This is a genomic window from Nodosilinea sp. FACHB-131 (genome assembly GCF_014695395.1).
Taxonomy (GTDB): domain Bacteria; phylum Cyanobacteriota; class Cyanobacteriia; order Phormidesmidales; family Phormidesmidaceae; genus Nodosilinea.
In genome coordinates this window covers 63,756-89,564 of sequence record NZ_JACJOF010000016.1, presented here as the reverse complement: position 1 = coordinate 89,564, position 25,809 = coordinate 63,756, and the positions used below count along the sequence as shown (strand labels likewise).

Genomic DNA, 25,809 nt, shown 5'->3' with positions numbered 1-25,809 from the left:
CTGAAATTTCGCCCGATATTCACCCTCAGCACCAAACGGATTCGTTAGTATGGCAATAAGTCATCTGGGCTCAAATGTAGAGCATAGTGCCAAAAAGTCCCGGGTTTTCTGGCCAGTTGGGGGTTAACCCTGGCGTTAGCACCAGCACCTCCCGTTATCGCCCTTCTATATATTATGGACATTAAGCTCATCAATATTGGCTTTGGCAATATCGTATCGGCCAATCGGGTAATTGCCATTGTTAGCCCCGAGTCTGCCCCCATTAAGCGCATTATCTCCGACGCTCGCGAGCGTGGGCAGCTAGTCGACGCCACCTACGGTCGCCGCACCCGTGCCGTCATTATCACTGACTCAGGCCATACCATTCTTTCCGCCATTCAGCCCGAAACCGTTGCCCATCGCTTTGTCAGCGGCAAGGATGGGGATGGGAAAGGGTAGAAAGATAGGGGGATGAGGAAGGTGAGGTGTGAGGAAGGGGGAGTGCAAGATTCAAAGTTCAAAATTTTGAATTCTCAATTTTGAATTCATCCATTCCCCTATCTCCCTCATCCCCTGACACCGCTTGGTAGACTACTAGGAGGTCGTTACCCTACCCACCCCATGCCCGCCGATCGCCCCGAGTCTATTGAAAAAATTGTGGCCCGCTTTCAAAAGGCCGCTGACCCTAAGCGTCGCTACGAGCAGCTGCTGTGGTTTGCCAAGAAACTTGACCCCCTGCCCGAGGAGTACAAAACCCCGGAAAACAAGGTGCCGGGCTGTGTCTCTCAGGTGTTTGTAGTAGCTGATTTAATTGACGGCAAAGTGGTTTATCAGGCCGACTCCGACGCTCAGATCACCAAAGGGCTAGTGGCTCTGCTGATCAAAGCCCTCAACGGTCTTACCCCCGACGAAATTGTCACCCTCACCCCCGACTTCATTAAAGACACTCAGCTCGATGTCAGCCTCACACCGTCGCGGGCCAACGGCTTCTACAACATTTTTAAGACCATGCAGCAAAAAGCTCGAGGACTGCACGATGGGGCGGCACCGGGGGCACTGTTGAGCTGAACATAGCCTAAACAGCGGTGGCTACACCGGGGCTAGACGGTCTATTGCTCCGGCACTCCGTCAAACTTTGGTAAACTTTGGAATGCGATTCAGCCTCGGTTGAATTCTGCCTGCATTCCTTCTGCCACTGGTTGGGCCTAATTCCATGAGCGAGTACAGTATTTTCACCTCTGAGTCGGTGTCTGAAGGCCATCCCGACAAGATGGCCGACCAGATCTCCGACGCCGTTTTAGATGCCATTCTCAAAGAAGACCTGCATGCCCGAGTAGCGGTCGAAACCTTGGTCAAAACCGGCATGGCCGTCATAGCTGGGGAAGTGCGCACTAATACATACGTTGATTTAGAAGACATTGTCCGCAATGTGATTTTGGCCATTGGCTACGACAGCTCCAATGTGGGCTTTGATGGGGCCTCCTGCGCGGTGCTTAACGCCATTGGCAAACAGTCTTCTGACATTGCCATGGGCGTCGATGTAGCTAGTGACAAAGACCTGGGCGCAGGTGACCAGGGGTTGATGTTTGGCTACGCCACCAACGAAACAGATACCCTGATGCCCGCCCCCATCTACTACGCCCACCGGCTGGTAGAGCGGCAGGCCTACCTGCGTAAGCACGGCGTGCTGCCCTGGCTACGCCCCGATGCCAAGAGCCAAATTACCCTGCGCTACGAGCATTTGAAGCCGGTAGCCGTGGAAGCGGTGGTGCTCTCTACCCAACACGACCCCGATATTTCTCAAGCCGACATCCGCGAAGCGGTGATGGAAGAAATCATCAAGCCGGTGCTGCCCAACGGCTGGCTCCACGCCGATACTCAATATCACATCAACCCCACAGGGCAGTTCATCATTGGCGGCCCTGTCGGCGACTGCGGCCTTACCGGGCGCAAAATTATTGTTGATACCTACGGCGGCATGGCTCGCCACGGCGGCGGCGCATTCTCGGGCAAAGATCCCACCAAGGTCGATCGCTCGGCGGCCTATGCTGGGCGCTACGTGGCCAAGAATATTGTGGCGGCAGGTCTGGCCGAGCGCTGCGAAATTCAGGTCTCCTACGCTATCGGCGTGGCTCAGCCCACCTCGATCTCAATCAACACCTTTGGCACGGGCAAGATTTCTGACGGGGCGATCGCGGAGCTGGTGCGCAAACACTTTGACCTCCGTCCCCAGGGCCTAATCGACATGCTCGATCTGCGCCGCCCGATTTACCAGCAGACGGCTGCCTACGGGCACTTTGGCCGCGAGCTGCCCGACTTCACCTGGGAAAAAACTGACAGAGCTGACCTGCTCAAGACCGCTCTTTAGAGCGCGGCTCAAGCGGGTAGAACACAAAGGCGGGGGGCGGTCAGTTGACCGCCCCCCGCCTTTGTAATTGCATTCCTAAATTGGTAGGAGCTTCTACTGATTGATGACGGTGGTCTGGTGGGGCAGAGCGCGTTCTTCGTCGTGGGGCTCGCTCTGGGTGCCGTGGTCGTGGTCTTTCATATCTTCGGTGCGGCGACGGCTCAGCAATTCCTTGAGGGGATCGCGCTTTTCCTCAGACATATGAATTTGAATGTTGGGCCCTGATCGCGCCAGACGAATCACAATGCCGTCTTCTACGGGGACTTCGGTAATGCGACGACCGTCGAGATAGGTACCGTTGGTACCGATGCTTTTCACCGCCCAGCCATTGTCGGTGCGGTGAATTTCAACGTGGTGGCGAGAGACCACAGCGCTGTATAGAACCACGTTGTTATCGGTCGATCGACCAATGCGAATCACCGATTCTTGATCAAAAGACCAGCTCTGCACTGGAGTTTTGTGGAGAGGATGGAGCAGCGAGAGGGTAATCACATTACTCAATCAAAAACGATCCCTGTAGTGTCTAATCATAGAAGAGTCTGACGAAGCCCAACCCCCATTTTAGGATTCTCAGCCGCTGACGGTCGGCAGGCGCCATTTATCTCCAGGACTGTCGAGCAGCCTGCTTAGATAATAGTTCAGCGCCGCAGCAATTCAGAGAGGAGTGAAACCCCTGGTTGAAAGCTTTAATTAGGGACCGTCGCTGCCAGGTCGAGGTCGCCCACCGCCGAGCGATCGAGCAGCCAGCGCAGTTCTCCCTGGGGGCGCACCATCCGGGAGGGATAGGCCGCGTCATCGCCATCGGCGGCAAAGACTTGACTTAGGGCAGCTTGCTTGTCGGACCCGGCCACCAAAAACATGACCCGGTGGCTGTGGTTAATTAGCGGGGCTGTAAAGGTGAGGCGAGGGTCGCTGCCCTTTTGGCCCACAGTAATCAGGCGATCGTTGACCCCCAACGCCTCGGTGTGGGGAAAGAGGGAGGCCGTGTGGCCGTCATCGCCCATACCCAACAAAATGAGGTCAAAGCGGGGCACCTGATCAGGGCCGAGGCCTTGGAGCCCGCCAAAAATCGACTTGACCATCGCCTCGTACTGGCGGGCCGACACGGCTGGATCCCCCTCTAGGGTAGGGGCATAGAGAATGTGATCGGGCGGAATAGGTACCCGGTCGAGCCAGGCGGCCTTGGCCATGCCTCCGTTGCTATCGGGGTGGTCGAGGGGCACGTAGCGCTCGTCGCCCCAAAAAATGTAGAGTTTTTCCCAGGGCAAGTCTTGCTCGGCCAGGCCGCTGTAGAGGGGCTTGGGGGTGCTGCCACCCGCTAGGGCCAGGGTGCAGTAATCGTGGTCGGCTACGGCGCTGTGGATGGCCTCGACCACCAGGGCCAAGGCCCGCTGCACCAGGGCAGGCTTGTCGGACAAGATCTCAAGCTGCGGCGCGGTCATAGGCAGGGGTTACCAAATAAGGGTTCTAGCGGGTCTTGGGGGCTAGATGTTAGAACGTTTTGATTGTTTCTCACCAGCAGACTAACGTAGTTATTACCCTGGCGCCGATGGCTTAAGCTTTAATTTTGAAGCCAGAACTCAATCAGGTGAAGGCCTTGGTTGACAAGCCGCCCAAAACCTTGAAAGCTTACGGTTAGCTCTGTACCCTGCGATCGCCTCTTGCCCCATGCAACTGACCCCCCAGGAAAAAGACAAGCTGCTAATTTTTACCGCTGCCCTGGTGGCGGAGCGCCGTAAAGACCGTGGGCTGAAGCTCAACCATCCCGAGGCCGTTGCCTACATTTCTGCGGCCATTTTAGAGGGGGCGCGCGATGGGCGCACTGTGGCCGACCTGATGAGCTACGGCACCACTCTGCTCAGCCGAGCCGAGGTCATGGATGGAGTGGCGGAGATGATTCACGACGTGCAGGTGGAGGCTACCTTCCCCGATGGCACCAAGCTAGTTACTGTTCACGAACCCATTCGGTAGGGCAATCCATGGCTGTTTCTGGCTCTAACCCAGGGGATATTGTGCTAGATGCTGAGGCGATCGAGGCGGTGCTGGGAGCCCTGGTCACCCAGCTCGATGCCTACGTATTTCCCGAGGTGGCGGAAAAAATTCAGAACGACCTTGAGCAGCGCTTAGAGGCAGGGGGTTACGGCGACTTGACCGGCGGGCAGCAGCTGGCCGATACGCTAACGGCTCAGCTTCAGCAGATGAGCGGCGATCGCAACCTGTGCCTGCATTTTAGCCCCGCCCCCCTGCCCCACCTGGAGTCGGACACCGCGCCCGACCCCGCCGAGATCGAGCGCCAGTACCAGGCCAGTCGCCGCCGCAATTTTGACTTAAACAAAGTTGAGCGCCTGCCGGGCAATGTGGGCTACATTCAGCTGTTTAGCTTTGAGCCGCCGGAGTTTGCCGGCGATACCCTAGCTGCCGCCATGACCCTAGTGGCTCATACCGACGCCCTAATCTTCGACCTGCGCCACAACCAGGGGGGCTCTCCGGCCACGGTGGCGCTACTGTGCAGCTACCTACTCCCCGCCCACCCCCCCGTTCATCTCAACGACCTGTACTGGAGTGAGACCGACGAAACCCACCAGTGGTGGACGGTGCCCTACGTGCCGGGGCAGCGCTACCTCGACAAGCCCGTCTTTGCCCTCACCAGCCCTGAGACCTTCTCAGCGGCGGAGGAGTTTGCCTACAACCTGCAAGTGCTGAAGCGCGGGGCCGTGGTAGGTGAAACCACGCGCGGTGGAGCCAATCCGGGGCGTGGCTTTCGCCTGCACGACCATTTCTGGGTATTTATGCCCACGGGCCAGGCGATCAACCCCACCACCGGCAAAAATTGGGATGGTACAGGGGTGATCCCCACCGTTAAGGTGCCGGCGGAGACGGCCCTCGATACGGCCCACCTGATGGCCCTCAACCACCTGCTGGAGGCTGGACCCGAGGGCGTGGCCCGCCGCGAGCTGGAGGAAACCTTACCCAGAGTTGAGCGATCGCTCCAGCAAAAGCGCCAAGATTTAATTGCCAACCTAGGAGGCCCGTCATGATCCCCGGAGAACTGCTGCCCGCCGAGGGTGAGATCGAGCTAAACGCGGGTAAAGCCACTGTGACGCTGGCGGTGGCCAATACGGGCGACCGCCCCATCCAGGTCGGCTCTCACTTTCACTTTTTTGAGGTGAATGCGGCGCTGAGCTTTGAGCGCAACCAGACACGGGGGATGCGGCTGGATATACCAGCGGGGACTGCGGTGCGGTTTGAGCCGGGCGACGAGCGCGATGTAACTTTGGTGCCGTTAGCGGGGGAGCGGCGAGTGTACGGCTTCAACGCTCAAGTCGAAGGGGCACTGTAGCTCCATTGTTGTAGGCATTCCCTATGGTGAAGATACTCGAGTGAGCCTCCCTTGCCCTCTTTGAAGATGCGGGACCGTGCGCCAGATTTGATTGTGTACTTTGACGATCTGGTCTGGCGATCGGTCGGCAGCGTGGGCATTAACAGCCTCTACACGAAAACGACACCGGCCCCGACAACGCTAACCATGCACCCCTAGGAAGGATGATTTTCTACGAGCCAAAGGTTCCCAAAGAAGGGAGGTGTTGAAAGGGGTGCAACTCTATGACCTAGTACCGACCTTGCTGCACCGCTATGGTACGAAACCCCAACAGGTCTACAAGGCAAGATGCTGGTAATTTAAGGCAAAGCCAGGTGACGTTCGCAATTACCGAAATCAGACAACTCTTAATTATCAACCCTCATGTTCGAAGGTCCGGTACAGTGCAGTTGTTAGACCGCCGATTGAATTAGCGGATCGACAGCTACAGGAGGAGATAAACGACTAAAATGCTCGACCCACTTCAGGACAACAGGTAACGTTAGGGTAGGGGTAGCTTTGAACCACTCGACACCGCCTTTAGCAGGTTTACCCGTCTTGTCAGATAACCTCTTGCCTGCAAGTTCTTGGTGAATTTCATGTTCACAAGATACTACCCATTGTGTCCAAAAGACTGCAAGCAGAATTGGAGGTTCACAAATCCCCGTCTTACGGTCAAGTTGCTGATCAATTCTGCGAAGGACGTTCTGTTCTGTTCGGCCTATCTTCAACTTTGCTTCATAACGTTTAGTTCGCCACCAGAGCAAACCTGGTTCATACAGACCTGCTAAAACATTATCTTCAAAAGTATAAATATAAATGAATCCGCTTCCATTGGCAGGAGATGGCTCGTAGAAATCTGTATTTAGTAGTTTTTTAAGACTGACAACATCAGTAAGAACGGTATATTCCTCAAAATAATCAACGTTAAAAATGCTGCTGAGTCGCTCACGCTTCTTTGATGGATGCATTGACGGGAATCCTTTCCAAGCGTAGATAAAATCTTCAAGACAAACTCGGAAAATAGAGCCGTCGTCGATAAAATCTATGAGTTCTTCATCAGAAATGTCAACTTCTGGAATGTCATGCCAAATATCATCACTACTGAATCGCATAAGCTATTTTCTGAGAATTCTGAGTTGAAGTCAGCGTGTGAACTTGCTTCAGTGTTCCCCAGTGTTGAGACGACTTAACTATAGATCAAGTATCAGATCTGCCAAATAAGATTATACATTTGAGGTTGGGAGGTCATTGCGCTGACATCATTCAAACTCAAGGTCGAAAAGGCTTATATCCGAAGATTTCTGGTCGTCAAGGATGTTGCTATGGCAGAAATGCACGTGGCGTTCCTTAAGGGAACGCTGCCTAACCTTCGATCAACCGCTGATCTCAAATTATTCCCAAGTGCATTAATATCATCGACACGCAGCACGTTTTTTATGCTTGGAGGCTCTTGGATTTAGGGCTAGATTGGATTGTGGATTAATCTCTCACGACCTTGCCTCGGATGCGGCGGTAGATTTTTTCGGCTTCGACCCAGACAAATAGCAGGGTGCTAAAGCCAAAGCAGATTAGTAATTCGAAGGGGCTGAGTAGGTGGGTGCCAAAGAAATTTCGCAGCGGCTCGACGTAGATCAGCATGAGCTGGAGCACGCAAGTGAGAAGCACAGCCGCCAACACAAAGGGGTTTGACCAGGGCGACATTTCTACCGTCAGACGACTGCCAGAGCGCACGGCGATCGCATGGCCCATTTGAGCCAAACAGAGGGTAGTAAACACCATCGTCTTCCAGCGCTCGGGGTCGCCGCCCTGCTGAGACCAATGGTAAGCCCACACCATCATTGACACTGAGATAACGGCAAACACTACGCCAATGCGAAGCATATAGGCCCCCAATCCACGAGCAAAAATGCCCTCCTGGGGGTCGTGGGGTGGCTGCTCCATCACGTCGGGTTCGGCCGGTTCCACCGCTAGGGCCAGCGCCGGGAAACCATCGGTGACCAGGTTCATCCACAAAATTTGCAGCGGACTGAGGGGCACATCTAAAATCGGCAGCAGCAGTGGCGAGAGGGCAATGGTGAGCAGTTCGCCAATGTTGGAGCCGAGAATGTATTTCACAAAGCGGCGAATGTTGGTGTAGACCACCCGGCCCTCTTCGGTGGCGGCGACAATGGTGGCAAAGTTGTCGTCGAGCAGCACCATGTCGCTGGCCTCTTTGCTCACGTCGGTGCCGGTGATGCCCATGGCGATGCCGATCTCGGCCTGTTTGAGGGCGGGGGCATCGTTGACGCCGTCGCCGGTCATGGCGACAATCTGGTGATCTTTTTGCAGAGCTTTGACAATGCGGAGTTTGTGCTCGGGGGAAACTCGGGCATAAATGTTCACCTCTTTGACCACAGCCTCTAGCTCGGCCTGGCTCATGGCCTCTAGCTCAGCGCCGCTAAGGGAACGAGCATCAGCATCGGCCTCGGCAATGCCGAGGTCTTGGGCGATCGCCATGGCGGTCAGCTGGTGGTCGCCGGTAATCATCATCGGGCGAATGCCAGCGGCCCGACAGCGCTGCACCGCCACCCGCACCTCGGGCCGTAGGGCATCGATCATCCCCACCAGGCCGAGCCACACCAAGTCTCGCTCAGCCAGATCGGGGTCGCCCTCATCGGGCACGGTGGTAATGGGGCGATAGGCAAAGCCCAGCACCCGCAGCCCCTGAGCGGCCATCTCAGCGCTGGTGTCTAGAATGCGCGATCGCGTCTCCTGATCTAGCTCAAACTGCTCGACCCCCTTCAAACCGCTGGTGCAGCATTCGAGCAGCATCTCCGGTGACCCCTTAGCGAGCATTAGGTAAGGGGCATTGGCCAGGGCCTTGGGCAGCGCCAGATCGATGGCGAGGGCGTCCACACCGCTAAACACCACGCTCATGCGCTTGCGCTCTGAGGAAAAGGGAAACTCTACAACCCGCTGCAATTCGTGGCCCAGGCGATGGCGATCGAGGCCGCTTTTAGCCGCCATCACCACTAGGGCTCCCTCAGTAGGGTCGCCCATGATCGCCCAGTCGCCCGCTTCTTTTTGCAGCACAGAATCGTTGCACAGCAGACCGTCCACCAGCAGCAGACCCACGTCAGTTACCTGGCGAGGGTCCAGGGGCTGCCCCTCGCTGACAAACTCACCTTCAGGAGCGTAGCCATCCCCAGTAATTTGCAACGATTGGGAGAGGGTGTGCACCCGCTGCACCACCATTTTGTTTTGGGTTAGGGTGCCGGTTTTATCAGAGCAAATCGTGGTGACAGAGCCCAGGGTTTCGACTGCGGGCAAACGACGAATCAGAGCCTGACGGCGCACCATGCGCTGGGTGCCAATCGCCAGGGTGACGGTAATCACCGCCGGTAGGCCTTCGGGCACCACCGCTACAGCCATACTCAGGGCCACCTCCAGCAGACGTTCAAAGGCTCCCCAGCCGCCAAAAAACACGCCAGCGCCCACTACGATAGCGACCAGGGTCAGCGACCCACTAACCAGTACGTTGCCCAGCTGGGTCATGCGCTGCTGTAGCGGAGTGGGCTCGGTTTCAACCCCTTGCAGCATGGCGGCAATGCGGCCCAGCTCGGTTTTCATGCCGATGCCGGTCACCAACACACGACCCCGGCCCTGCACTACCTCCGTGCCCTGAAACACCAGGTTCTTGCGATCGGCTAGGCCCGTGTCAGCAGGCAGGGTGCGGGTGGCCTGTTTGTTGACCCCTTGGGCTTCACCGGTCAGGGCTGACTCGCGCAGCTGCAGGTTGCTGGCCTCTAGCAGGCGACCGTCGGCAGCCACCTGATCGCCCGCCTCCAGCAGCATAATGTCGCCGGGCACCAGGTCTTGAGAAGGCACTTCTTGCAGGCGACCGTCGCGCTGCACCCGCACACTGGGCGACGCCATCTGCTTGAGGGCAGCCAGGGCTTTCTCGGCCCGGCTCTCTTGCAGGTAGCCCAGCACACCATTGAGAATGACGATCGCAAAAATCGCGATCGCATCTTTGGGAAATTCTTGCTCTCTATAGGACAGCACCCCCGACACCACCGCCACCGCAATCAGCATCAGCAGCATGATGTTGGTGAACTGGTCGAGTAAGATGCGCCAGGAGGGACGGCCCCCAACTTCTTCTAGCTCATTGGGGCCGTACTGGTTACGGCGATCGAGCACCGCTTGAGCCGTGAGGCCAGTATCGTCGTTGCTGTCTAACTGGCTCAAAGCCTGCTCAACATCAACCGTATGCCAGGCGGTCGTAGAGGTTGGGGGAAGGTCATTCATACAACACCACCGGCTACCGTTGAATCTATGGCTCTAATGGTATAGCTTTGGCCAGAGCTGCGAAACTGGACACAAAGATTGATTTTGAGTGATTTTGGTACATGGCACTGGGGCTCACCGGAAGGCTAATGCAACCTATTCAAATTATTCTGAAGCGATTCGCGCAGCGACCCCTCCGGGAAACGCTGCTGCTGCTGCTGCCCCTGCTGCTCAGCGGCTGCCTGCGCTACGACCTCACCCTGCGCTTTGACCACCAGAGCCACGGCCAGATTTCGCAGACGATTAATTTAAGCGATCGCGGTGCTGCCCTGGCCCAACCCACCCTCGAACCCTGGCTAGAGGAACTGAAGGTGCGATCACGCCCCCTCGGCGGCCAGCTCAGCCAAAGCTCGCAAACCGTTACCCTCACTGTGCCCTTTGGTACCGCCGCCGACTTGGGCGATCGCTTTCAGCAGCTTTTTGCTGCTACCGCTGCCCCAGCGATTGAATCTGTCCTTGCCGAAGCGTCCCTCGCCGACGGCCCTACCTACCTACAACTGCCCGGCTGGGAACCAGTTCCCTTTGCCCTAGACATCGATCAAACCAACTGGCTGCTGGCCAGCCGCACCCACCTCACCTACGCCCTCGACTTGCGTCAGCTCCCCCCGAACGGAGACGATTCGGCTGCGCCGGCCCCTTGGGCAGACCTGCGCTTTCGGCTGCAAGTGCCCTGGGGCCTCCAACTTTTGCCCACCGCCACTCCCCCCACCAAGCAGGATGCTACCGGAGCTACCTGGCCCCTCGAACCTGGCGAAATTACAACCATTGATGCCACCTTCTGGCTGCCCAATGCGATCGCGATCGGCACCCTCGGCATCGTAGCCCTAATGCTGGCAGGCTACGGCCTCCGCTACCGCATCTTTAAACCCAGGTTCCCCAACCCCTAAGCACTTCCCCACCCTCTGCTTCGACTGGTAAAGCCTCTACGCCAACAGCACCAAACTCCCTCACCTTCCCCATCTTCCTCAGCTCTTAACGTTACTCACCTCTCATTTCCTAAAAACCTTTACCCAAAAACAAAGCTTGCCTGGTTAAATAGACCTAGCGAATTTGACTAGCGATGGGAGGCCCAGAGCCATGAGGCAGATAAATTTCGTCGTTATCTTTGTAATTGCCCTAGCCCTGGTGCTATTTGGCATTGAGAACACTGAACGGGTGCTAATTCACATTGCCCCTGGCCTGGATGTGGAAGCCCCGCTGTGCGTCGAGCTAATTATGGCGATGGGCATTGGGGCAGTGTTTGCCTGGGTATTTAGCGTCTGGGCACAGGTGCAGGGCTATATGTCTTTTGGAAAGCAGGTGCAGCAGCGAGAAGTTCGCATTCAGGAACTGGAGCAGGATGTGCAGCGCTACCAGGTCAAGCTCGAAGAACAGAGCCTGCTGCTGCCCGCCGCCCAGGTCGAAGATGGAGAAGCGGTCGCTTAATTGCAACCAGCGAGCTGGACGTGTGAGCTAGATCGCCATCAACCTCAGTTGTTATGATCTGGCTGATGGACGAATATTGAGTTCAAGAAGACGTCATAGTGCCCGAGAATAGTGACCTTACTCAGCACTCACCCCTCAGGTGGGCCTTGCGGTTTGCCGGGGGTGCTGCCCTAGGCGCTGTGCTAGTTGCGCTGCCGCTCTCTTACGGCTCTCCACTCAGCCTTGATTCAATGCAAATCGCTAAGGCCGGTTTCGTGATCATTGGGTGCGGGGTAATGGCGACAATCTGGGGACCAGCGCTAATCAATGCGGTGATAGAGTCGTTAGGTAAAACGGGCCTTTGAGCTATCATGGGCCGATAGCCGCGTCACGGCGCCTCAGACAGCAGGGGCTGTCTAGCGATCTCTAAGCTTTTGCACCGCCCGATCTATGTCATCGTCCCTGGCTCAAACTGCGATCGCATTTCTCATCGACCTGGCCGATCAGGGCGAAATCGACCCGTGGGATGTCAAAGTAATCGACGTCATCGATCGCTTTCTGTCGCTGCTCAAGAGCCAGGCCGAAACCTTGGCCAGCCAGGGCCGCACTCCCTACGAAGCCAACCTATCTGAGTCGGGCCAGGGGTTTCTCTACGCCTCCATGCTGGTGCTGCTCAAGGCCGACACCATGGTGCGGGCCGAAGCCGAAGCCGAGGCCGAAGCCAACCCCGAAGAGGTGTGGGAAGAGGACATTCCTGACCTGGTGCCCCTGCCCCGCAACCTGGAGCGGCACCTGCACCGTCGCGCCGTCGCCCCCATTCCCCAGCGGCGGCAGGTCACGCTCCAGGAGCTGATTCAGCAGCTCGAAACCATGGCCACGGTGATGGCCGATCACGCCCCACGCCTGCGAGCCCGGCGAGCCCGACCCCAACCCCAGCGCCAAGCCGTGCGCGCCATTGCCCAGCTGGCCCACCAGGAAAACCTCTCTGAAATTGCCGCCGCCCTCGAAGCCTTCCTCGATCGGTACTGGGACGAGCTGGGCGAAGACACTCTGTGGATTGACTTTGAACTGTTGCTAGAGCATTGGCCCCAGTTTAAGCCCGCCGATCTCGAAGACGCCCACGACTTTGAAACGCCCCACGCCGCCGCCGTCCACGAAAAGGTAGGGGTGTTTTGGGGGCTGCTATTTCTCTCGGCCCAGTCCAAGGTAGAGCTCGGCCAGGATCAGTTCTACGGCGATTTACGGGTTAGAAATCTCAATCGCGCCCCTCTCACCGCAGCAGAGGCCGAACTGCCGGCCTTTATTCTGCCTGACTAAGACGGACAGGTCCTCAGGAAGATTACCGTTTCGAGGGCTGCCGGGCTATTTTAAAGAAAGTGTAAGGACTCGTTGAAGGTCGATGGGTTACCAGTGCTCTGGTTTTAGGCGCTGTTAGCATGACCAAGTGCGATCGCCCTAGGTTGACGTTGTTTCCAGCTTTTTCTGGGTAGGCGGCTACAGCCTGAACTAGCAAAACTACTCTACAGATCATAACCCCATAAATCTAAGGATCCTATTCATATGAAAGCCATGATCTTGGCTGCCGGTAAAGGCACCCGCGTACGGCCCATCACCTACACCATTCCCAAGCCCATGATTCCGATCATGCAGAAACCGGTGATGGAGTTCTTGCTGGAGCTGCTGCGCCAGCACGGGTTCGACCAGATTATGGTAAACGTCAGCCACCTGGCCAACGAGATTGAGGGCTACTTCCGCGACGGGCAGCGCTTTGGGGTTGAGCTGGCCTACTCCTTTGAGGGCCGCATCGAAGAAAATGGCGAACTGGTGGGTGACGCAATCGGTTCGGCTGGGGGCATGCGTAAGATTCAGGACTTTTCACCCTTTTTTGACGACACCTTTGTGGTGCTCTGCGGCGATGCGCTGATCGACCTCGACCTTACCGAGGCCGTGCGCCGCCACCGCGAGAAGGGCTCCATCGCCACGATTATTACCAAGACTGTGCCCCTCAAGCAGGTGCCCAGCTATGGGGTCGTAGTCACCGACTCCGAAGGGCGAGTCAAGTCATTCCAGGAAAAGCCCTCCGTCGAAGAGGCCCTCAGCACCGAGATCAACACCGGCATCTACATCTTCGAGCCGCAGGTGTTTGACTACATTCCCTCTGGCGTGTCGTTTGATATTGGCGGCGACCTGCTGCCTAAGCTGGTGGCCAACAATGCCCCCTTCTACGGCATTCCCATGGAGTTTGAGTGGGTCGACATTGGCAAGGTGCCTGACTACTGGCGCGCCATTCAAGACGTGCTCACCGGCGTGGTCAATTTGGTAGACGTTCCCGGTCAAGAGATTCGCCCTGGCGTCTATGTGGGTCTCAACGTTAAGGCCAACTGGGATAAAGTCAACATCGAAGGGCCGGTCTACATCGGCGGCATGACCCACATTGAGGATGGAGCCACCATCATTGGTCCCAGCGCCATTGGCAACAACTGCTCAATCTGCAGCGGGGCGATCGTCGACAAGAGCGTGATCTTTGAATATTCGCGCATTGGCCCCGGAGTGCGCTTGGTGGACAAGCTAGTGTTTGGTCGCTACTGCGTGGATAAAACCGGCGCTTCCATCGACATGAAGGCAGCTGCCCTCGACTGGCTGATTACCGATACCCGTCAAGAGTTTCCGTTGGTGCCGCCTGTGGAGCACCGGGCGATCGCCGAGCTGCTAGAGCAGCACATTTAGAGCGCTCAACTCAAGCCTAAGCCAATCACCCTTTGCCCCAAAGTCGCTTAACTTTGGGGCTTTGCTTTAGCCAATCTCTATCTTTAGATAGTGGCGAAGAACCCGGCGAAGTGTGGTTTTTGCTACAACTACTTCAGAAGCTTTTACCAATTCTTAGATGATGGTGTAAAAGCTAAGGGCAGCCGTTCACGAATCGAGGCGATCTCACAGGCGGTTCGGTTCGTAACCAGAGCTGTGAGTCTGACACTGTTATTGTTTGCCCCTGTACAGGAGAGAGTTCCACAATGAGCGATCGCAACCGTTCTTTTCGCCTATCGCGACGGCAGGTGGTGCGGGGGCTGCTGGCCTCCTCCGCCTTTGGGCTGACGGCCAAGTTGAGCACCGGCTGCGCCCAGTCGCCTGGCACCGAGGGCAGCGCGGCCACCGATGGATCTGCCCCAGAAGAACTGGTCGTGGGCTTCATCTACGTCGGGCCGAAGGATGACTTTGGCTACAACCAGGCCCATGCCCAAGGGGCCGCAGCCATGGTCGCCAACGTGCCCGGCATTCGCCTAGTGGAAGAGGCCAGCGTGCCCGAAACCACCGCGGTGGCCGAAGCCATGCGCAGCATGATCGAAATCGATGGGGTCAAGGCGCTGTTCCCCACCTCCTTTGGCTACTTTGACCCCCACATTCTCGCCATGGCGGAAGAGTTTCCCGACGTGCAGTTTTTCCACGCCGGGGGGCTCTACCAGGAGGGCGTGCACCCCAAAAATATCTGTAGCTACTTTGGCTACATCGACGAAGCCCAGTACGTGGCCGGGGTGGTAGCGGCCCAGATGAGCCCAGCCGGCAAGCTGGGGTTTGTGGCGGCTAAGCCCATTCCGCAGCTGCTGCGCAACGTCAACAGCTTTACTCTAGGGGCCAGGTCGGTCAACCCAGCCGCCACCACCCAGGTGATCTTTACCGGCGACTGGTCGGTGCCGGTGAAAGAGGCCGAGGCCACCAACAGCATGGCCGACCAGGGCATTGAAGTGATCACCTGCCACGTCGATAGCCCCAAGGTGGTGATGGAAACCGCCGAACGGCGCGGGGTGATGACCTCGGGCTACCACGCCGACCAGAGCCCCCTGGCCCCTAAGGGCTACCTCACCGGAGCCGAATGGGACTGGTCCAGCATTTACACCGCCCTGGGCAAGGACTTCATGGCCGGGAAAACCCTCATGGCTGGCGACATTCCCCACGTTTTGCGGGGCGGGCTAGCCGATAGCTTCTGCAAGCTGTCGGCCTACGGTCCGGCTGTCAGTGACGAGGCCAAGGCCGCTGGCGATGCCGCCATCGCTGGCATCAAATCTGGCGAGATCGTGATCTACCAGGGGCCGCTCAAGACCAACACCGGGAGCGAAATTTTGCCCGTCGACCAGCAGCTCAAAACCGACAATGTCGAGCTTGAGAAAATGGATTACTTTGTCGAAGGTGTCATCGGGTCCATTAGCTAGGACATCACCATGGCGTTGACAACAACCTGGCGGCGATCCCTTGAATCAGTGGCGCTGCCCATGGGGGCAGTGCTGTCTGCCCTAATAATCTTCGGGGTATTTTGTGCCCTGGTTGGAGCCAACCCCCTAGCGGTGTATGCCTCCATCTATCGAGCCGCCTTTGGCAGCTGGAGCGCCTGGCAAAACACGCTGCTGCGCGCTTCACCGCTGATGCTGACGGCCCTGTGCACGGCTCTACCGGCCCGACTGGGGCTGGTGATTATTGGCAACGAAGGGGCGCTGGTGGTGGGGGGCCTAGCGGCGGTGCTGGTGGGTCTGGCCCTGGGGTCGAGTTTGCCTGGCGAACTGGTGCTGCTGGCTATGGCCCTGGGTAGCCTCGTGGCTGGGGGCCTATGGATAGTGGTGGCAGGAGCCCTGCGCCACTACCGGGGGGTGAACGAAACCATCAGCAGCCTGCTGCTGAACTACGTTGCGATCGCCCTCATGAACCACCTGGTGCAAGGCCCCCTGCGCGACCCCGCCTTTGTCAGCAAGCCCTCCAGCTTTGAAATTGCCCCAGCCGCCTGGCTGGGCAATCTGCCTGACACCCGGGTGCACTGGGGGTTGGTCTACGGTCTGGTGGCTTCGGCTCTGGCCTACATTTTGATGCAGCGCACCACCTTTGGCTTTGCCGCCCGTACCGCCGGGGGCAATGTGCGCGCCGCCCGCATTGCCGGGCTGCCGGTGGGCAAGCTCACCCTGGCAGTGTGTTTCTTAGCCGGCTCCTGCGCCGGGCTAGCGGGCATGGTAGAAGTCGCCGCCGTACAGAAGCGGTTGAATGAATCGATTGTGTCGAACTACGGCTACGCCGGAATTTTGGTCGCCTTCGTAGCCCGCCACAACCCTCTGGCTACGGTGCTGGTGTCGGTGCTGCTGGGAGGCATTTTGGCCAGCGGTGGCATTTTGCAGCGATCGCACAACCTGCCCGACGCTACCGTGATGGTTTTTCAAGGCATTGTTTTTCTCTGTGTGCTCTACAGCGAATCGCTCTACGGGCGCTTTAAGGTGTTTCAGGAGCGCGAGATCCAAGCTGAAGGTGCAGCTGTGGCTGGGTAGATGGATGGGTGGATGGGTAGGCGGGTAGGCGGGTGGATGGGTTAGGCACTCAGCACCTACGGGATGCGCAGCAGGAAGCTTGCCGAATAGGCCGAATTATCAACACGTGAGGGGAAGCAATGGCAACGGAAGCACTGGGCTGGTGGGGCGTGCCCCTGGGCATCTTGGCCGGTACCCTGCGGGGCAGCGTGCCCTTTCTGCTGGTCAGTTTGGGTGAGTGCCTAACGGAGAAAAGCGGCAAAATCAACCTTGGTCTAGAGGGCACCCTGCTGATGGGAGCAATGAGCGCCTACGCCGTCTCCTACCTGAGTTCAGGCATTGTTGGCCCCACCCTAGCGCCTTGGCTAGGAGTGCTGACGGCAGGGGCCGCGGGCATGGGACTGGGGACAATCCACGGCTGGCTGGCGCAGCAGCCCCGGGTCAACGATGTGGCGGTGGGCATCGCCATGATTATCTTTGGTGGCGGACTGGCCAACTTTTTGGGCAAGCCCTTCATTCAGCCCCAGGCTCCCCAGTTGCCAACGCTGGCGGCTGGCGGCTGGAGCAGCCTATCCCAGGTGCAGTCGGCGCTGCAAATCAGCCCGCTGTTTCTGCTGGGGGTGGCGATCGTACCGTTGATGAGCTGGTTTTTCAAATCGACCCGCTGGGGTCTCTACGTGCGGGCCGTAGGCGACAGCCCCGATGCTGCCTTGGCCATGGGAATTTCGATTTTTTGGGTGCGCATGGCCAGCATTGTGGCGGGCAGCTTCTTGGCGGGCATTGGCGGGGCCAGTCTATCGCTGTTTTACCCTGGCGTCTGGACCGAGCGCATCTCCAGCGGCCAAGGGTTGATGGCGGTGGCCCTGGTTATTTTTGCGCGCTGGCAGCCGTGGCAGTGTCTATGGGCCTCACTGCTGTTTGGCGGAGCCCAGGCGCTAGGGCCCGCGTTCCAGTCAGTGGGCATTGACTCGTACTATTACCTGTTCAACGCCGCCCCATACATTCTGACCCTGCTGATCATGGTTGCCACATGCTCACCTAAGCGCACCCTGACCGGCGCTCCGGGGGCCCTAGGACAGAGCGATTAGCGGCCTGACTTCTCATCTGAGGACCAAAGTATTCGCAGGATCATTGCAGTGGGATAATAAAAACCGGCGACCCTAAGACGTTTGTCTTCAACCCTGGCCGCCCTTGTACCTAGCCTGAGATATTTTCCATGACCCAAGCTGAGCAGCTCATTCGGATGGCAGAAGACGAGCTGACAGAGTACAGCACCGATGCCCGCAAGATTGAGAAGCTGCGCCGCAAGTTTAGCTTTGCTGTGCCCTACCCCCAGCAGCAGGTCGTGCGGGAGGAGGTGGCGGCGAGCATTCCCAACAACTTTGTCGCCAAGCTGATTGAAGAAAACCGCCAGACAGTGGCCCTGCCCTTTTGGGGCATTGGCGGACTGGGGCTGCTGCTGGGTATTTCAGGACAGCAACCTCTAGATTTTATTGCCACGGGCGTAGGGTTCTACGTGGCCTTTCAGGTGCAAAAGCTGGGCTGGGAGTTGCAGGCCAAGCGACTGGTGCTGCAAACTCTCGATGAAATCGACGCCAGTGTGAAGAATCCAGAGCCAGAGACGGCTCCTTAAGCAATTTTTCGCTAAGAAGCTACTACCCACGCGGGAGCGCGAGGCCTGCGTCCTTGAGAAGCAGCAGACATGCAGTATTTTCGTCTACAGCATGGTCTTTGAGGCGATCGCACAGGCACTACTGCACTGCGACAGCTTGATGCGTTACCCTGGCGCGATAGCGGAGTCCTACGCAACCCTAGACTTTGTGCAGGGCAAGATACCTTGTTTTATCTTGGGTTGTCGCCGCAACATCTGAACAATCAGTATTTAATTTTTCTCTGCTATGGCCACCTCGATCGCTAACAAAACCGTCCTGATTACCGGCGCTAGCAGTGGCATTGGGGCCGCCTGCGCCCGTCAACTTGCAGCCGCTGGAGCGAGGCTAATTTTGGCCGCCCGTCGCCAGGAACCCCTACAGACATTAGCCGCAGAGCTTCAGCAGCAGCACTCCAGTGAGGTACTGACGGTGGTGCTAGATGTGCGCCAGCCGGAGGCCGTCAGTGGAGCGATCGCAGAATTACCAGAGGCGTGGCAGGCGATCGACGTTTTGATCAACAATGCTGGGCTCAGCCGAGGACTCGACAAGCAGTACGAAGCGCCCCTAGACGACTGGGAAGCCATGATTGATACCAACATCAAAGGATTGCTCTACGTGACGCGGGCGGTGGTGCCGGGCATGGTGGCGCGAGGGCATGGCCACGTGGTGAATGTGGGCTCGATCGCCGGGCGGCAGACCTACCCCGGCGGCAGCGTCTACTGCGCCACAAAGGCCGCTGTTCGATCTCTATCGGAGGGCCTCAAGCTCGACCTGCTGGGCACGTCGGTGCGGGTCACCAACATTGACCCAGGCTTGGTCGAAACCGAGTTTAGCCTGGTGCGCTTTGGCGGCGATCGCGATCGCGCCCAGGGTGTTTACCAAGGCATGACCCCTCTGACCGGCGACGATGTGGCCGACGTCATTGTGTTTGCCGTTACTCGCCCCGCCCACGTCAACATCAGCGATGTCATGCTGATGCCGACCGCCCAAGCCTCCGTGTTTCACACCCATCGGCAAGCTGAGTAATTCTCGTAGGCAGTTCTTTTGAGTCGGCTGCAAACCCCTGGCAGCCAACCACCGCTATACAATGGGCGATGGCACAACCGTTCCTTCATTCGCAATACCGACCATGACCCTTTCCGCTGGCGACCCCGCTCCCGACTTTAGCCTGCCTGATGCTACCGGCAAGACCTATAGCCTGGCCGACCTCAAGGGTCAGCGAGTGGTGCTGTACTTTTACCCCCGCGACAACACTCCCGGCTGCACCAAAGAAGCCTGTGGGTTCCGCGATCGCTACGCCGACTACCAAGGCAAGGATGCCATTGTGCTGGGGGTAAGTACTGACGACGCCAAATCCCACAGCAAATTTATCGACAAGTTCAACCTGCCCTTTCCGCTGCTGGTGGACGAGGGCGGCGAAGTGGCCAGCCGCTACGGCGTTTATGGCCTGAAAAAGTTCATGGGTAAAGAATATATGGGTATTACCCGCAGCACCTTTATCATCGGCCCCGACGGCAACCTGGAGAAAACCTACCTCAAGGTCAAAGCCGAAACCCATGCCGACGAGGTGCTAGCCGACTTGGATACCCTCTAGCCCATGGCCTACTTTGCCCATATTTTACGTACCCTGCTGGGGCTGCTGCTACGCCGCCCCATTCTCGGTACCTGCGTCATTCCGCTGATGCCCAATGGCACCATTGTGCTGGTGCGCCGCCGCGACAACGGCCTGTGGAGCCTGCCTGGCGGCATTGTCGATTGGGGTGAAGATGTGATCACCGCCGCTGCCCGCGAGCTGAAAGAAGAGGCCGGGCTCCAAACTGTGGGGCTAGAGCGTCTAGTCGGGGTGTACTCTCAACCGGGACGCGACCCCCGGTTTCATTCGGTGTGTGTGACCGTGGCGGTGCGGGTGACGGGCAAGCCCCATCCGGCTGATCCCCGTGAAATTCTAGAGGCCTCCGCCTTTGGCCCTGACGAGCTGCCGTGGGATCGCCTCTCCCACGACCACCGCCAGCATTTGCAAGATTTCTTTAAGGGAGAAACGGTTTTAGCCTAAGCTTTTGGGTAAGTTTGCTGGGTCTGACGGACTGGGCGCTGCCTTCCGGTTACCCTAGTGCCATCTACCCACCGAGTCCCTATGCCGTTACCCGCTGAGATTCCCATTCGCACTGGCCGCATGAAGCTCCCCAGCGGCAACGTGTTTTGGCACGAGGGCGGCAAAACCCAGGCAGAAACGGTGATTTTCTTGCATGGGTCTTGGCAAGACGGCACCCAGTGGCTACCGGCCATGCAGTGCTTGGCGCCTCAATACCACTGCCTGGCCCCCGATCTGCTCGGTTTTGGCGAGTCGTGGCACGAGGGAAAAGCCTACTCAGTGGCCCTCCAGGTAGAGGCATTGCACAGCTGGCTGAGCGCCCTGCGCATTCATCGCTTTCGACTGGTGGGCCATTCGCTAGGGGCCTGGGTGGCAGGCCAATACGCCCTCACCTACCCCGACCAGGTGCAGAGCCTAACGGTGCTAGCTCCCGAGGGAGTGAACGATCGCACGTTACGAGGCCGCTGGCAGCGCGATCGCTGGCTGGTCGCCCCCTGGTCACCCCTGCCTCTGATGCTGCCATGGCTGGGCAAAGCCGCTTGGGTCAAGGCGCTGCGCGATCGCCACCGCTGTCTGCACCAGTCCCCCGCCGCCTGCAAAACGCTCTTTCAGCGTCGCACAGCCGCCATCAACGGCGAACTGCTGCACCAGGGGCTGGGGCAACTTTGGCTGCCAACCCTGGTGCTAGAGGCCGCCGCCGCTGACACCGTGACCCACCAGCTCACCCACGCCTGGCTACGCCTCCTGCCCGATCCGCAGTACCGCGAACTCACCGCCACCAACACCCCCTTGGGCGTAGATGAGCAGGAGTTTGCAGCGGCCCTCGGTCAGCTCAAACTCCCGGAGCTACCCCTCCAGGTGCGCAAGACACCCTCTGTACCCACTCAGCCCAGCTCCACTATTCCCTAGTGCTCCACGGGGTTAGTTGCCAGCGTCGCCATCAGCAGTTGAGACAGTTCCTCGGCCCGGTTGAGCACCATCAGATGGCCACCGTTGGGCACGACCACATCGGCACTGCGGTAGCCAAAGGGAAAGACACGATCGCTACTGCCGTGAATATGAACTAAATGCTCAGGCACCACCTGATTCCGCCAGCCCATCACCTGCTTGATGGCCCAGGTGAGAAAACAGGGATCGGTATCAACCAAAACCTGTCTGAACAATGAGCAGTCATCGCGGTTGTTGAGGCCAAATAACCAGTCTAAAAGCCAGTGCACCGCCCACAGCAGGTGTTTAAAGGGCACCACCAGCTGCACCGGCAGCCAGCGAAACACCTTAAAGTAAGCCGGAATTTGTGCCCCAGTAGTTGCGCTAGAAATCACAATCACCTGCTCTGGGTGGCAGAGCTTCGCCATTTCGATCGCCATCAGCCCGCCAAAGGAAAGCCCCACAAAAATAGGGTTTTCGACCGTGACCTGAGTCAGCAACCGCTGGGCATACTGCTCGATGGACTCGTGGCGCTCGGGGCGCTGCCAAAGAATGTGCACCGGTCGATAGCCCTCTAGCTGCAAGCGCTGAAACACCCGCCAGTCGGCACCGAGACCACTGATGAAATAGATTTCGCGCTCGGCGATCGCCAGATCGGCGTCAGTTGCGATCGCCGCAGCTTCCTTGCCCTCCGGGGATGATGTTGCAGTACCGACCATGCTTGTCCTAGCTCTTGAGCGCCTCGATCTCGCGACGAATTGCTGCTAGCTCTAGAGTCAGGGCCTCTAGATCGCTCTGCACAGCGGTGTCAACCACGGGGCTAGCCACGGTAGTAATTGTGGTCTCACTGGCTGCCGAGCTAGAGCCACCAAAGGGGTTAGGCATCTGGCTGAGCAACCCATCCACAAACTGCCGGGCCTCACGCTCGGTGACCTCACCTTTAACTTCTAGCTCTTCAGCGAGGCGGTTGACGTCGCCGCCCAGTTCAGAAAATTTTTGGCTTGAGGTTTCGGGGTCCTGTATGGCTTCAATTAACGATGCGGTGGCCCCGAGGGTAACGCGAATTCCCTTCTGCAAGGTTTGAGACAGGTCATCAGGGTACATAGCTTGCTGCCTTAAAAACTCCAAATCAAGCGTTTGAGGGTCAGAGCAGACCGTTCTAAACGCAGCCAATGCCGCTCCAGCGGTCCAGCGCCCATATTCTATCGTGCCTCTCCCGCAGGATGTGGCATCTCAGGCTACTATCCAACCTGGGGTATAGGGAGGCGACCCATGGTCCCTAGCCCAGATAAGTAATGACGTCGTCGTAGATCTGCGACAGCTCGGCCTCGGTGGTGACGCGAATGCGATCGTCCCGCAGGGTTAGCAGCACCTTAGCCGCAAAGGGGCTAGGCCAAATGTTGGGATTGCAAAACACTTCCAGAAACACCTCTCCGCTGTGGCGATATTCCATCGACGACTGGGGAGTTCGACGACCGGCATCTCCCCCCTGGGCCGCGGTGCTTTTCAGCGTAGTCATCAGCTCGTCTAGGGAAGTCTTGAGAGACTGGGCCGCTTCTACCGAAAAGGTAAAGCGAACAGATCCCTGGGGCAGGTTGAGGGTGAGGAGGGCGCTCATGGGTACAGTACTCGTTGCGATCGGTAAATGGAGCAGTCGGTTTGCTTGGCCACCTAGGCCAAGAACGTTTCGCTCACTGGCGCTAATCCGGCCAAGCGGCAGAGCCATCCCATTGTGCCACTTGGGTGTTACCTGGCGCCGGGGCCGGGCATTCAGACCGGCGATCGCCCACACCACACCTACCGTCACATTGACATCGCCCTAGATCGCGATCGCCAAAGGTAACAATAAGTTACGTTGTGTGTCCTGCTACGGCACAACCCCAGCTTTATATATAGCCGCCCAGAGCAGCCTGCGAATCCCAAAGAAAACCCTAAAGCTTTGCCCAATCAAGGGTTGACCTCTCTAAAGTGGTAAGTAACAACCCAGGTATAAGGACTAAGGTATGTATTTAGTTCTGTAATCATACGCCTGAGTATTTGCTCCTAGGTCTCGTCTGGCTTGGCAATTTGGGGCAACTTTCCTAACTGCCGTTCGAAGCCTGACCTAGACCACATTGCTCACCGCTGGAGATGGCATGGCCGCAAATTTCCCCTCGTTATTATCCCCGGCTACGGCCCGTGAAGCGCTGTGGCCCAACACCAATGCTGCTCCTACCCCGGTTGATCGCATTCGTCGACTGGTCTGGAAGATTGCCATAGCCACCCTCGCCCTCATGGCTGTAGGCAGCGCTACCCGAGTAATGAATGCGGGCTTGGCCTGCCCCGACTGGCCCTTGTGCTACGGCCAACTAGTGCCTCAGCAGCAGATGAACCTCCAGGTGTTCTTAGAGTGGTTCCACCGGCTCGATGCCGCCCTAATTGGTCTCAGCACCCTGTGGTTGGTCGCCCTTAGTCTGTGGTATCGGCGGCAGGTGCCCAACTGGCTGCCCTGGGCATCGGTGGGAGCGCTGGCGCTGATTGGTGTGCAGGGAGCGCTTGGGGGGTTGACGGTAACTCAGTTGCTGCGCTTCGACATTGTCACTGCCCACTTAGGTACAGCGCTGCTGTTCTTTAGCGCCATGTTAGTGATTGCCTGCTGCCTGCTGCCCTACCGCAGCACTGGCACCGTGGGTCGTTTGCCCTGGATAGGCTTAGCAGCACTGACCGTGGTCTACACTCAATGCTTGTTAGGGGGCCTGGTAGGGTCACGCTGGGCGGCTCACCAGTGCCTAGGGCTCAAGGAGCTGTGTCAGGTGATGAATAGCCATCTGCTGGGCATTTTGCCCACCACAGCCATGGTGCTGGCGCTCACCTGGACGGTGTGGCGCACTCCGGCACTAACGTATCCTTTAAGGCGGCTAGGCAGCCTGGTTAGCGTGCTGCTGGTGCTCCAGCTAGTGATGGGCATTGCGACCTTTCGACTCCGGCTACAGATTGAGCCGCTGACGGTAGCTCACCACACCTTGGGTGCAGCGCTGGTGGGCACCCTGGTGTGCTTTACGGTGCTAGCCTGGCGCGATGCGCGCAGCGATCTGTCCCAGAATCGCCCAGAGTCACCCTCTGAGAACGGTCGTCTGGGCGCCGCCGAACCCCCCTCTAATCCCACAGTTTCTCCCGCCGAGGTCTGAAACGTTTGCCGTCATGACGAGGTTGATATCAGCTTCTTTGAGCCTGTTGAGCTGACAGCTACGGTTTTAAAACCATTTAGGATTTTTTGCATGAATCAGACCACCACATGGAATGCCCCCACTCGGCACCACGAAACGTTTAGAGCCGTTGTGCAGAGCTATGTGCAGCTGACCAAGCCCCGGATTATTCCCCTGCTGCTGATTGAGACGGCGGCGGCAATGTGGGTAGCGAGCCAGGGCGAGGTCGACCCCGTACTGCTAATGGTGACTCTGCTGAGCGGCACCCTGGCGGCGGCTTCGGCCCAGACCATCAACTGCATCTACGATCGCGACATTGACTTCGATATGGAGCGCACTCGCCACCGTCCCATTCCCTCCGGGCGCATTCAGGTGCGCGACGCGCTGGTGTTTGCTGGGGTGCTGGCGGCGCTGTCTTTTGGCCTACAAGCCTGGGTGGCCAACCTGCTTAGCGCCGGGTTGGCGATGCTGGGCATTGCCATTTACGTGGGGGTCTACACCCTCTGGCTGAAGCGATCTTCCCCTCAAAATATCGTCATTGGCGGCGCTGCTGGAGCGATTCCGCCCTTGGTAGGCTGGGCAGCGGTGACAGGCGATCTACCCCTGGCAGCATGGCTATTCTTTGCGATCGTGTTTATCTGGACACCACCCCACTTTTGGGGACTGGCCATGCTCATTCAAGATGAATACGCCAAGGTCAACGTGCCGATGATGCCAGTGATCGCAGGCGACGAGGCCACGGCGCAGCAGATCTGGTACTACACCCTGGTGTTAGTGCCCCTGACGCTGATGATGACGTTTCCCTTAGGAGCGACTGGTGCAGTGTATGCGGCGATCGCCCTGGTGCTAGGTGGCATGTTCATTCAGCGGGCCTGGGCATTACTGCAAGCACCGGGCGATCGCGACTTGGCTAAGGGACTGTTCAAGTTCTCCATTCTCTACATGATGCTGCTATCGGCTGGCATGGTAGTCGATAGCTGGCCGATGACTCGTGCCCTAGTGGCCAGTCTATCGGGTCACTTAAAGCCGCTGGTGAGTATGCTGCCGTTTTAGGTGGAATGGGTGGAGCAATTTCTGCATTTCTTTAGACAGGCTTAGTAATCCGTCAGCGGCCCCATAGGAACAATATGTCGTCACGGCAGACCCTTCACTGTGTGAGGGTAAAGGGGTAGGTGGGTTGCTAAGCGAAATCCAAAT

The 25,809-nt window shown here is 57.9% G+C and carries 28 protein-coding genes; 21 read left to right on the top strand and 7 right to left on the bottom strand.

Going from position 1 to position 25,809, the window contains the following annotated elements:
* The first annotated feature begins 174 nt into the window (after nucleotides 1-174).
* The 3 genes from H6F75_RS10555 (at nucleotide 175) to metK (ending at nucleotide 2,347) form a co-directional block, all read left to right on the top strand.
* On the top strand, nucleotides 175-438 hold the full coding sequence (locus H6F75_RS10555; protein ID WP_190626447.1) for a DUF370 domain-containing protein: 264 nt from the start codon (nucleotides 175-177) through the stop codon (nucleotides 436-438).
* A gap of 162 nt (nucleotides 439-600) precedes the next feature.
* Nucleotides 601-1,047, top strand: coding sequence for a SufE family protein (locus tag H6F75_RS10550; RefSeq protein ID WP_190751919.1), 447 nt, complete (start codon nucleotides 601-603; stop codon nucleotides 1,045-1,047).
* A gap of 145 nt (nucleotides 1,048-1,192) precedes the next feature.
* Nucleotides 1,193-2,347 (top strand): methionine adenosyltransferase, encoded by a 1,155-nt coding sequence (gene metK, locus H6F75_RS10545; RefSeq protein ID WP_190751917.1) that lies wholly within the window; start codon nucleotides 1,193-1,195, stop codon nucleotides 2,345-2,347.
* A gap of 93 nt (nucleotides 2,348-2,440) precedes the next feature.
* Here the strand turns inward: metK and H6F75_RS10540 are convergent, their stop codons facing one another.
* On the bottom strand, nucleotides 2,441-2,878 hold the full coding sequence (locus tag H6F75_RS10540; protein ID WP_190752268.1) for an FHA domain-containing protein: 438 nt from the start codon (nucleotides 2,876-2,878) through the stop codon (nucleotides 2,441-2,443).
* A gap of 194 nt (nucleotides 2,879-3,072) precedes the next feature.
* Nucleotides 3,073-3,828: a 6-phosphogluconolactonase gene (gene pgl / locus H6F75_RS10535; RefSeq protein ID WP_190751915.1), complete on the bottom strand. Its 756-nt coding sequence runs from the start codon at nucleotides 3,826-3,828 to the stop codon at nucleotides 3,073-3,075.
* 226 nt (nucleotides 3,829-4,054) lie between these two features.
* Between pgl and H6F75_RS10530 the strand changes: the two genes are divergently transcribed.
* The 4 genes from H6F75_RS10530 to H6F75_RS28475 all read left to right on the top strand — a co-directional run bounded on the left by H6F75_RS10530 (nucleotide 4,055) and on the right by H6F75_RS28475 (nucleotide 5,924).
* Nucleotides 4,055-4,357, top strand: coding sequence for an urease subunit gamma (locus H6F75_RS10530; RefSeq protein ID WP_190519478.1), 303 nt, complete (start codon nucleotides 4,055-4,057; stop codon nucleotides 4,355-4,357).
* An 8-nt stretch (nucleotides 4,358-4,365) separates the two neighbouring features.
* Nucleotides 4,366-5,424, top strand: a complete 1,059-nt coding sequence (locus H6F75_RS10525; RefSeq protein ID WP_190751914.1) for a S41 family peptidase — start codon at nucleotides 4,366-4,368, stop codon at nucleotides 5,422-5,424.
* Nucleotides 5,421-5,726 (top strand): urease subunit beta, encoded by a 306-nt coding sequence (locus H6F75_RS10520; RefSeq protein WP_190751912.1) that lies wholly within the window; start codon nucleotides 5,421-5,423, stop codon nucleotides 5,724-5,726. Before H6F75_RS10525 ends, H6F75_RS10520 begins: the two co-directional genes overlap by 4 nt.
* Nucleotides 5,727-5,792: 66 nt before the next feature.
* On the top strand, nucleotides 5,793-5,924 hold the full coding sequence (locus H6F75_RS28475; RefSeq protein WP_277874248.1) for a hypothetical protein: 132 nt from the start codon (nucleotides 5,793-5,795) through the stop codon (nucleotides 5,922-5,924).
* Between the two features lie 233 nt (nucleotides 5,925-6,157).
* Here H6F75_RS28475 and H6F75_RS10515 read toward each other — a convergent pair whose 3' ends face one another.
* Both H6F75_RS10515 and H6F75_RS10510 read right to left on the bottom strand, forming a co-directional pair.
* Nucleotides 6,158-6,859: a GIY-YIG nuclease family protein gene (locus H6F75_RS10515; protein ID WP_190751905.1), complete on the bottom strand. Its 702-nt coding sequence runs from the start codon at nucleotides 6,857-6,859 to the stop codon at nucleotides 6,158-6,160.
* Nucleotides 6,860-7,226: 367 nt separating this feature from the next.
* Nucleotides 7,227-10,034 carry a cation-transporting P-type ATPase gene (locus H6F75_RS10510; protein ID WP_190751903.1) on the bottom strand — a complete coding sequence of 936 codons (2,808 nt, stop codon included), beginning with the start codon at nucleotides 10,032-10,034 and terminating at the stop codon, nucleotides 7,227-7,229.
* 128 nt (nucleotides 10,035-10,162) lie between these two features.
* Between H6F75_RS10510 and H6F75_RS10505 the strand changes: the two genes are divergently transcribed.
* From H6F75_RS10505 to H6F75_RS10450, 12 genes are all read left to right on the top strand, one after another.
* Entirely contained in the window at nucleotides 10,163-10,960 is a 798-nt protein-coding gene (locus H6F75_RS10505) for a DUF3153 domain-containing protein (RefSeq protein WP_190751901.1), read from the top strand.
* A 190-nt stretch (nucleotides 10,961-11,150) separates the two neighbouring features.
* A complete protein-coding gene (locus H6F75_RS10500; RefSeq protein ID WP_190751899.1) occupies nucleotides 11,151-11,498 on the top strand; it encodes a LapA family protein in 348 nt (115 codons plus the stop codon).
* A 429-nt stretch (nucleotides 11,499-11,927) separates the two neighbouring features.
* Nucleotides 11,928-12,794: a segregation/condensation protein A gene (locus H6F75_RS10495; protein WP_190751897.1), complete on the top strand. Its 867-nt coding sequence runs from the start codon at nucleotides 11,928-11,930 to the stop codon at nucleotides 12,792-12,794.
* A gap of 243 nt (nucleotides 12,795-13,037) precedes the next feature.
* Nucleotides 13,038-14,204: an NDP-sugar synthase gene (locus tag H6F75_RS10490; RefSeq protein WP_190751895.1), complete on the top strand. Its 1,167-nt coding sequence runs from the start codon at nucleotides 13,038-13,040 to the stop codon at nucleotides 14,202-14,204.
* A 284-nt stretch (nucleotides 14,205-14,488) separates the two neighbouring features.
* Nucleotides 14,489-15,682 carry a BMP family ABC transporter substrate-binding protein gene (locus tag H6F75_RS10485; protein ID WP_190751893.1) on the top strand — a complete coding sequence of 398 codons (1,194 nt, stop codon included), beginning with the start codon at nucleotides 14,489-14,491 and terminating at the stop codon, nucleotides 15,680-15,682.
* 9 nt (nucleotides 15,683-15,691) lie between these two features.
* Complete coding sequence (locus tag H6F75_RS10480) at nucleotides 15,692-16,777, top strand: ABC transporter permease (RefSeq protein ID WP_190751892.1); 1,086 nt, start codon at nucleotides 15,692-15,694, stop codon at nucleotides 16,775-16,777.
* A gap of 119 nt (nucleotides 16,778-16,896) precedes the next feature.
* Complete coding sequence (locus H6F75_RS10475) at nucleotides 16,897-17,844, top strand: ABC transporter permease (protein ID WP_190751890.1); 948 nt, start codon at nucleotides 16,897-16,899, stop codon at nucleotides 17,842-17,844.
* A gap of 128 nt (nucleotides 17,845-17,972) precedes the next feature.
* Nucleotides 17,973-18,389, top strand: coding sequence for a hypothetical protein (locus tag H6F75_RS10470; RefSeq protein ID WP_190751888.1), 417 nt, complete (start codon nucleotides 17,973-17,975; stop codon nucleotides 18,387-18,389).
* A gap of 265 nt (nucleotides 18,390-18,654) precedes the next feature.
* Complete coding sequence (locus H6F75_RS10465; RefSeq protein WP_190751886.1) at nucleotides 18,655-19,434, top strand: SDR family oxidoreductase; 780 nt, start codon at nucleotides 18,655-18,657, stop codon at nucleotides 19,432-19,434.
* A 103-nt stretch (nucleotides 19,435-19,537) separates the two neighbouring features.
* Nucleotides 19,538-20,002, top strand: coding sequence for a thioredoxin-dependent thiol peroxidase (gene bcp, locus H6F75_RS10460; RefSeq protein ID WP_190751884.1), 465 nt, complete (start codon nucleotides 19,538-19,540; stop codon nucleotides 20,000-20,002).
* 3 nt (nucleotides 20,003-20,005) lie between these two features.
* Nucleotides 20,006-20,461: an NUDIX hydrolase gene (locus H6F75_RS10455; RefSeq protein WP_190751882.1), complete on the top strand. Its 456-nt coding sequence runs from the start codon at nucleotides 20,006-20,008 to the stop codon at nucleotides 20,459-20,461.
* 81 nt (nucleotides 20,462-20,542) lie between these two features.
* Nucleotides 20,543-21,409: an alpha/beta hydrolase gene (locus H6F75_RS10450; protein WP_190751880.1), complete on the top strand. Its 867-nt coding sequence runs from the start codon at nucleotides 20,543-20,545 to the stop codon at nucleotides 21,407-21,409.
* On the opposite strand, the gene H6F75_RS10445 is transcribed toward H6F75_RS10450, so the two are convergent.
* The 3 genes from H6F75_RS10445 to H6F75_RS10435 all read right to left on the bottom strand — a co-directional run bounded on the left by H6F75_RS10445 (nucleotide 21,406) and on the right by H6F75_RS10435 (nucleotide 23,045).
* On the bottom strand, nucleotides 21,406-22,146 hold the full coding sequence (locus tag H6F75_RS10445) for an alpha/beta hydrolase (RefSeq protein ID WP_190751878.1): 741 nt from the start codon (nucleotides 22,144-22,146) through the stop codon (nucleotides 21,406-21,408). The two genes, H6F75_RS10450 and H6F75_RS10445, sit on opposite strands and share 4 nt — an antisense overlap.
* 7 nt (nucleotides 22,147-22,153) lie before the next feature.
* Nucleotides 22,154-22,531 carry a hypothetical protein gene (locus tag H6F75_RS10440; RefSeq protein ID WP_190751875.1) on the bottom strand — a complete coding sequence of 126 codons (378 nt, stop codon included), beginning with the start codon at nucleotides 22,529-22,531 and terminating at the stop codon, nucleotides 22,154-22,156.
* 175 nt (nucleotides 22,532-22,706) lie between these two features.
* Entirely contained in the window at nucleotides 22,707-23,045 is a 339-nt protein-coding gene (locus H6F75_RS10435; protein WP_190751874.1) for a hypothetical protein, read from the bottom strand.
* A gap of 517 nt (nucleotides 23,046-23,562) precedes the next feature.
* Between H6F75_RS10435 and H6F75_RS10430 the strand changes: the two genes are divergently transcribed.
* Complete coding sequence (locus H6F75_RS10430) at nucleotides 23,563-24,594, top strand: heme A synthase (protein ID WP_190751872.1); 1,032 nt, start codon at nucleotides 23,563-23,565, stop codon at nucleotides 24,592-24,594.
* A 90-nt stretch (nucleotides 24,595-24,684) separates the two neighbouring features.
* Nucleotides 24,685-25,665: a heme o synthase gene (locus H6F75_RS10425; RefSeq protein WP_190751870.1), complete on the top strand. Its 981-nt coding sequence runs from the start codon at nucleotides 24,685-24,687 to the stop codon at nucleotides 25,663-25,665.
* Nucleotides 25,666-25,809: the final 144 nt, after the last annotated feature.

Bases quoted from the DNA above. Each gene is read 5' to 3' on its own strand.
- H6F75_RS10470 (WP_190751888.1), top strand. From the start codon at position 17,973: ATGACCCAAGCTGAGCAGCTCATTCGGATGGCAGAAGACGAGCTGACA.
- metK (WP_190751917.1), top strand. From the start codon at position 1,193: ATGAGCGAGTACAGTATTTTCACCTCTGAGTCGGTGTCTGAAGGCCAT.
- H6F75_RS10555 (WP_190626447.1), top strand. From the start codon at position 175: ATGGACATTAAGCTCATCAATATTGGCTTTGGCAATATCGTATCGGCC.
- pgl (WP_190751915.1), bottom strand. From the start codon at position 3,828: ATGACCGCGCCGCAGCTTGAGATCTTGTCCGACAAGCCTGCCCTGGTG.
- H6F75_RS10530 (WP_190519478.1), top strand. From the start codon at position 4,055: ATGCAACTGACCCCCCAGGAAAAAGACAAGCTGCTAATTTTTACCGCT.
- bcp (WP_190751884.1), top strand. From the start codon at position 19,538: ATGACCCTTTCCGCTGGCGACCCCGCTCCCGACTTTAGCCTGCCTGAT.
- H6F75_RS10505 (WP_190751901.1), top strand. From the start codon at position 10,163: ATGCAACCTATTCAAATTATTCTGAAGCGATTCGCGCAGCGACCCCTC.
- H6F75_RS10435 (WP_190751874.1), bottom strand. From the start codon at position 23,045: ATGAGCGCCCTCCTCACCCTCAACCTGCCCCAGGGATCTGTTCGCTTT.
- H6F75_RS10515 (WP_190751905.1), bottom strand. From the start codon at position 6,859: ATGCGATTCAGTAGTGATGATATTTGGCATGACATTCCAGAAGTTGAC.
- H6F75_RS10425 (WP_190751870.1), top strand. From the start codon at position 24,685: ATGAATCAGACCACCACATGGAATGCCCCCACTCGGCACCACGAAACG.
- H6F75_RS10450 (WP_190751880.1), top strand. From the start codon at position 20,543: ATGCCGTTACCCGCTGAGATTCCCATTCGCACTGGCCGCATGAAGCTC.
- H6F75_RS10490 (WP_190751895.1), top strand. From the start codon at position 13,038: ATGAAAGCCATGATCTTGGCTGCCGGTAAAGGCACCCGCGTACGGCCC.
- H6F75_RS10520 (WP_190751912.1), top strand. From the start codon at position 5,421: ATGATCCCCGGAGAACTGCTGCCCGCCGAGGGTGAGATCGAGCTAAAC.
- H6F75_RS10500 (WP_190751899.1), top strand. From the start codon at position 11,151: ATGAGGCAGATAAATTTCGTCGTTATCTTTGTAATTGCCCTAGCCCTG.
- H6F75_RS28475 (WP_277874248.1), top strand. From the start codon at position 5,793: ATGCGGGACCGTGCGCCAGATTTGATTGTGTACTTTGACGATCTGGTC.
- H6F75_RS10510 (WP_190751903.1), bottom strand. From the start codon at position 10,034: ATGAATGACCTTCCCCCAACCTCTACGACCGCCTGGCATACGGTTGAT.
- H6F75_RS10525 (WP_190751914.1), top strand. From the start codon at position 4,366: ATGGCTGTTTCTGGCTCTAACCCAGGGGATATTGTGCTAGATGCTGAG.
- H6F75_RS10485 (WP_190751893.1), top strand. From the start codon at position 14,489: ATGAGCGATCGCAACCGTTCTTTTCGCCTATCGCGACGGCAGGTGGTG.
- H6F75_RS10495 (WP_190751897.1), top strand. From the start codon at position 11,928: ATGTCATCGTCCCTGGCTCAAACTGCGATCGCATTTCTCATCGACCTG.
- H6F75_RS10480 (WP_190751892.1), top strand. From the start codon at position 15,692: ATGGCGTTGACAACAACCTGGCGGCGATCCCTTGAATCAGTGGCGCTG.
- H6F75_RS10475 (WP_190751890.1), top strand. From the start codon at position 16,897: ATGGCAACGGAAGCACTGGGCTGGTGGGGCGTGCCCCTGGGCATCTTG.
- H6F75_RS10455 (WP_190751882.1), top strand. From the start codon at position 20,006: ATGGCCTACTTTGCCCATATTTTACGTACCCTGCTGGGGCTGCTGCTA.
- H6F75_RS10430 (WP_190751872.1), top strand. From the start codon at position 23,563: ATGGCCGCAAATTTCCCCTCGTTATTATCCCCGGCTACGGCCCGTGAA.
- H6F75_RS10550 (WP_190751919.1), top strand. From the start codon at position 601: ATGCCCGCCGATCGCCCCGAGTCTATTGAAAAAATTGTGGCCCGCTTT.
- H6F75_RS10445 (WP_190751878.1), bottom strand. From the start codon at position 22,146: ATGGTCGGTACTGCAACATCATCCCCGGAGGGCAAGGAAGCTGCGGCG.
- H6F75_RS10465 (WP_190751886.1), top strand. From the start codon at position 18,655: ATGGCCACCTCGATCGCTAACAAAACCGTCCTGATTACCGGCGCTAGC.
- H6F75_RS10440 (WP_190751875.1), bottom strand. From the start codon at position 22,531: ATGTACCCTGATGACCTGTCTCAAACCTTGCAGAAGGGAATTCGCGTT.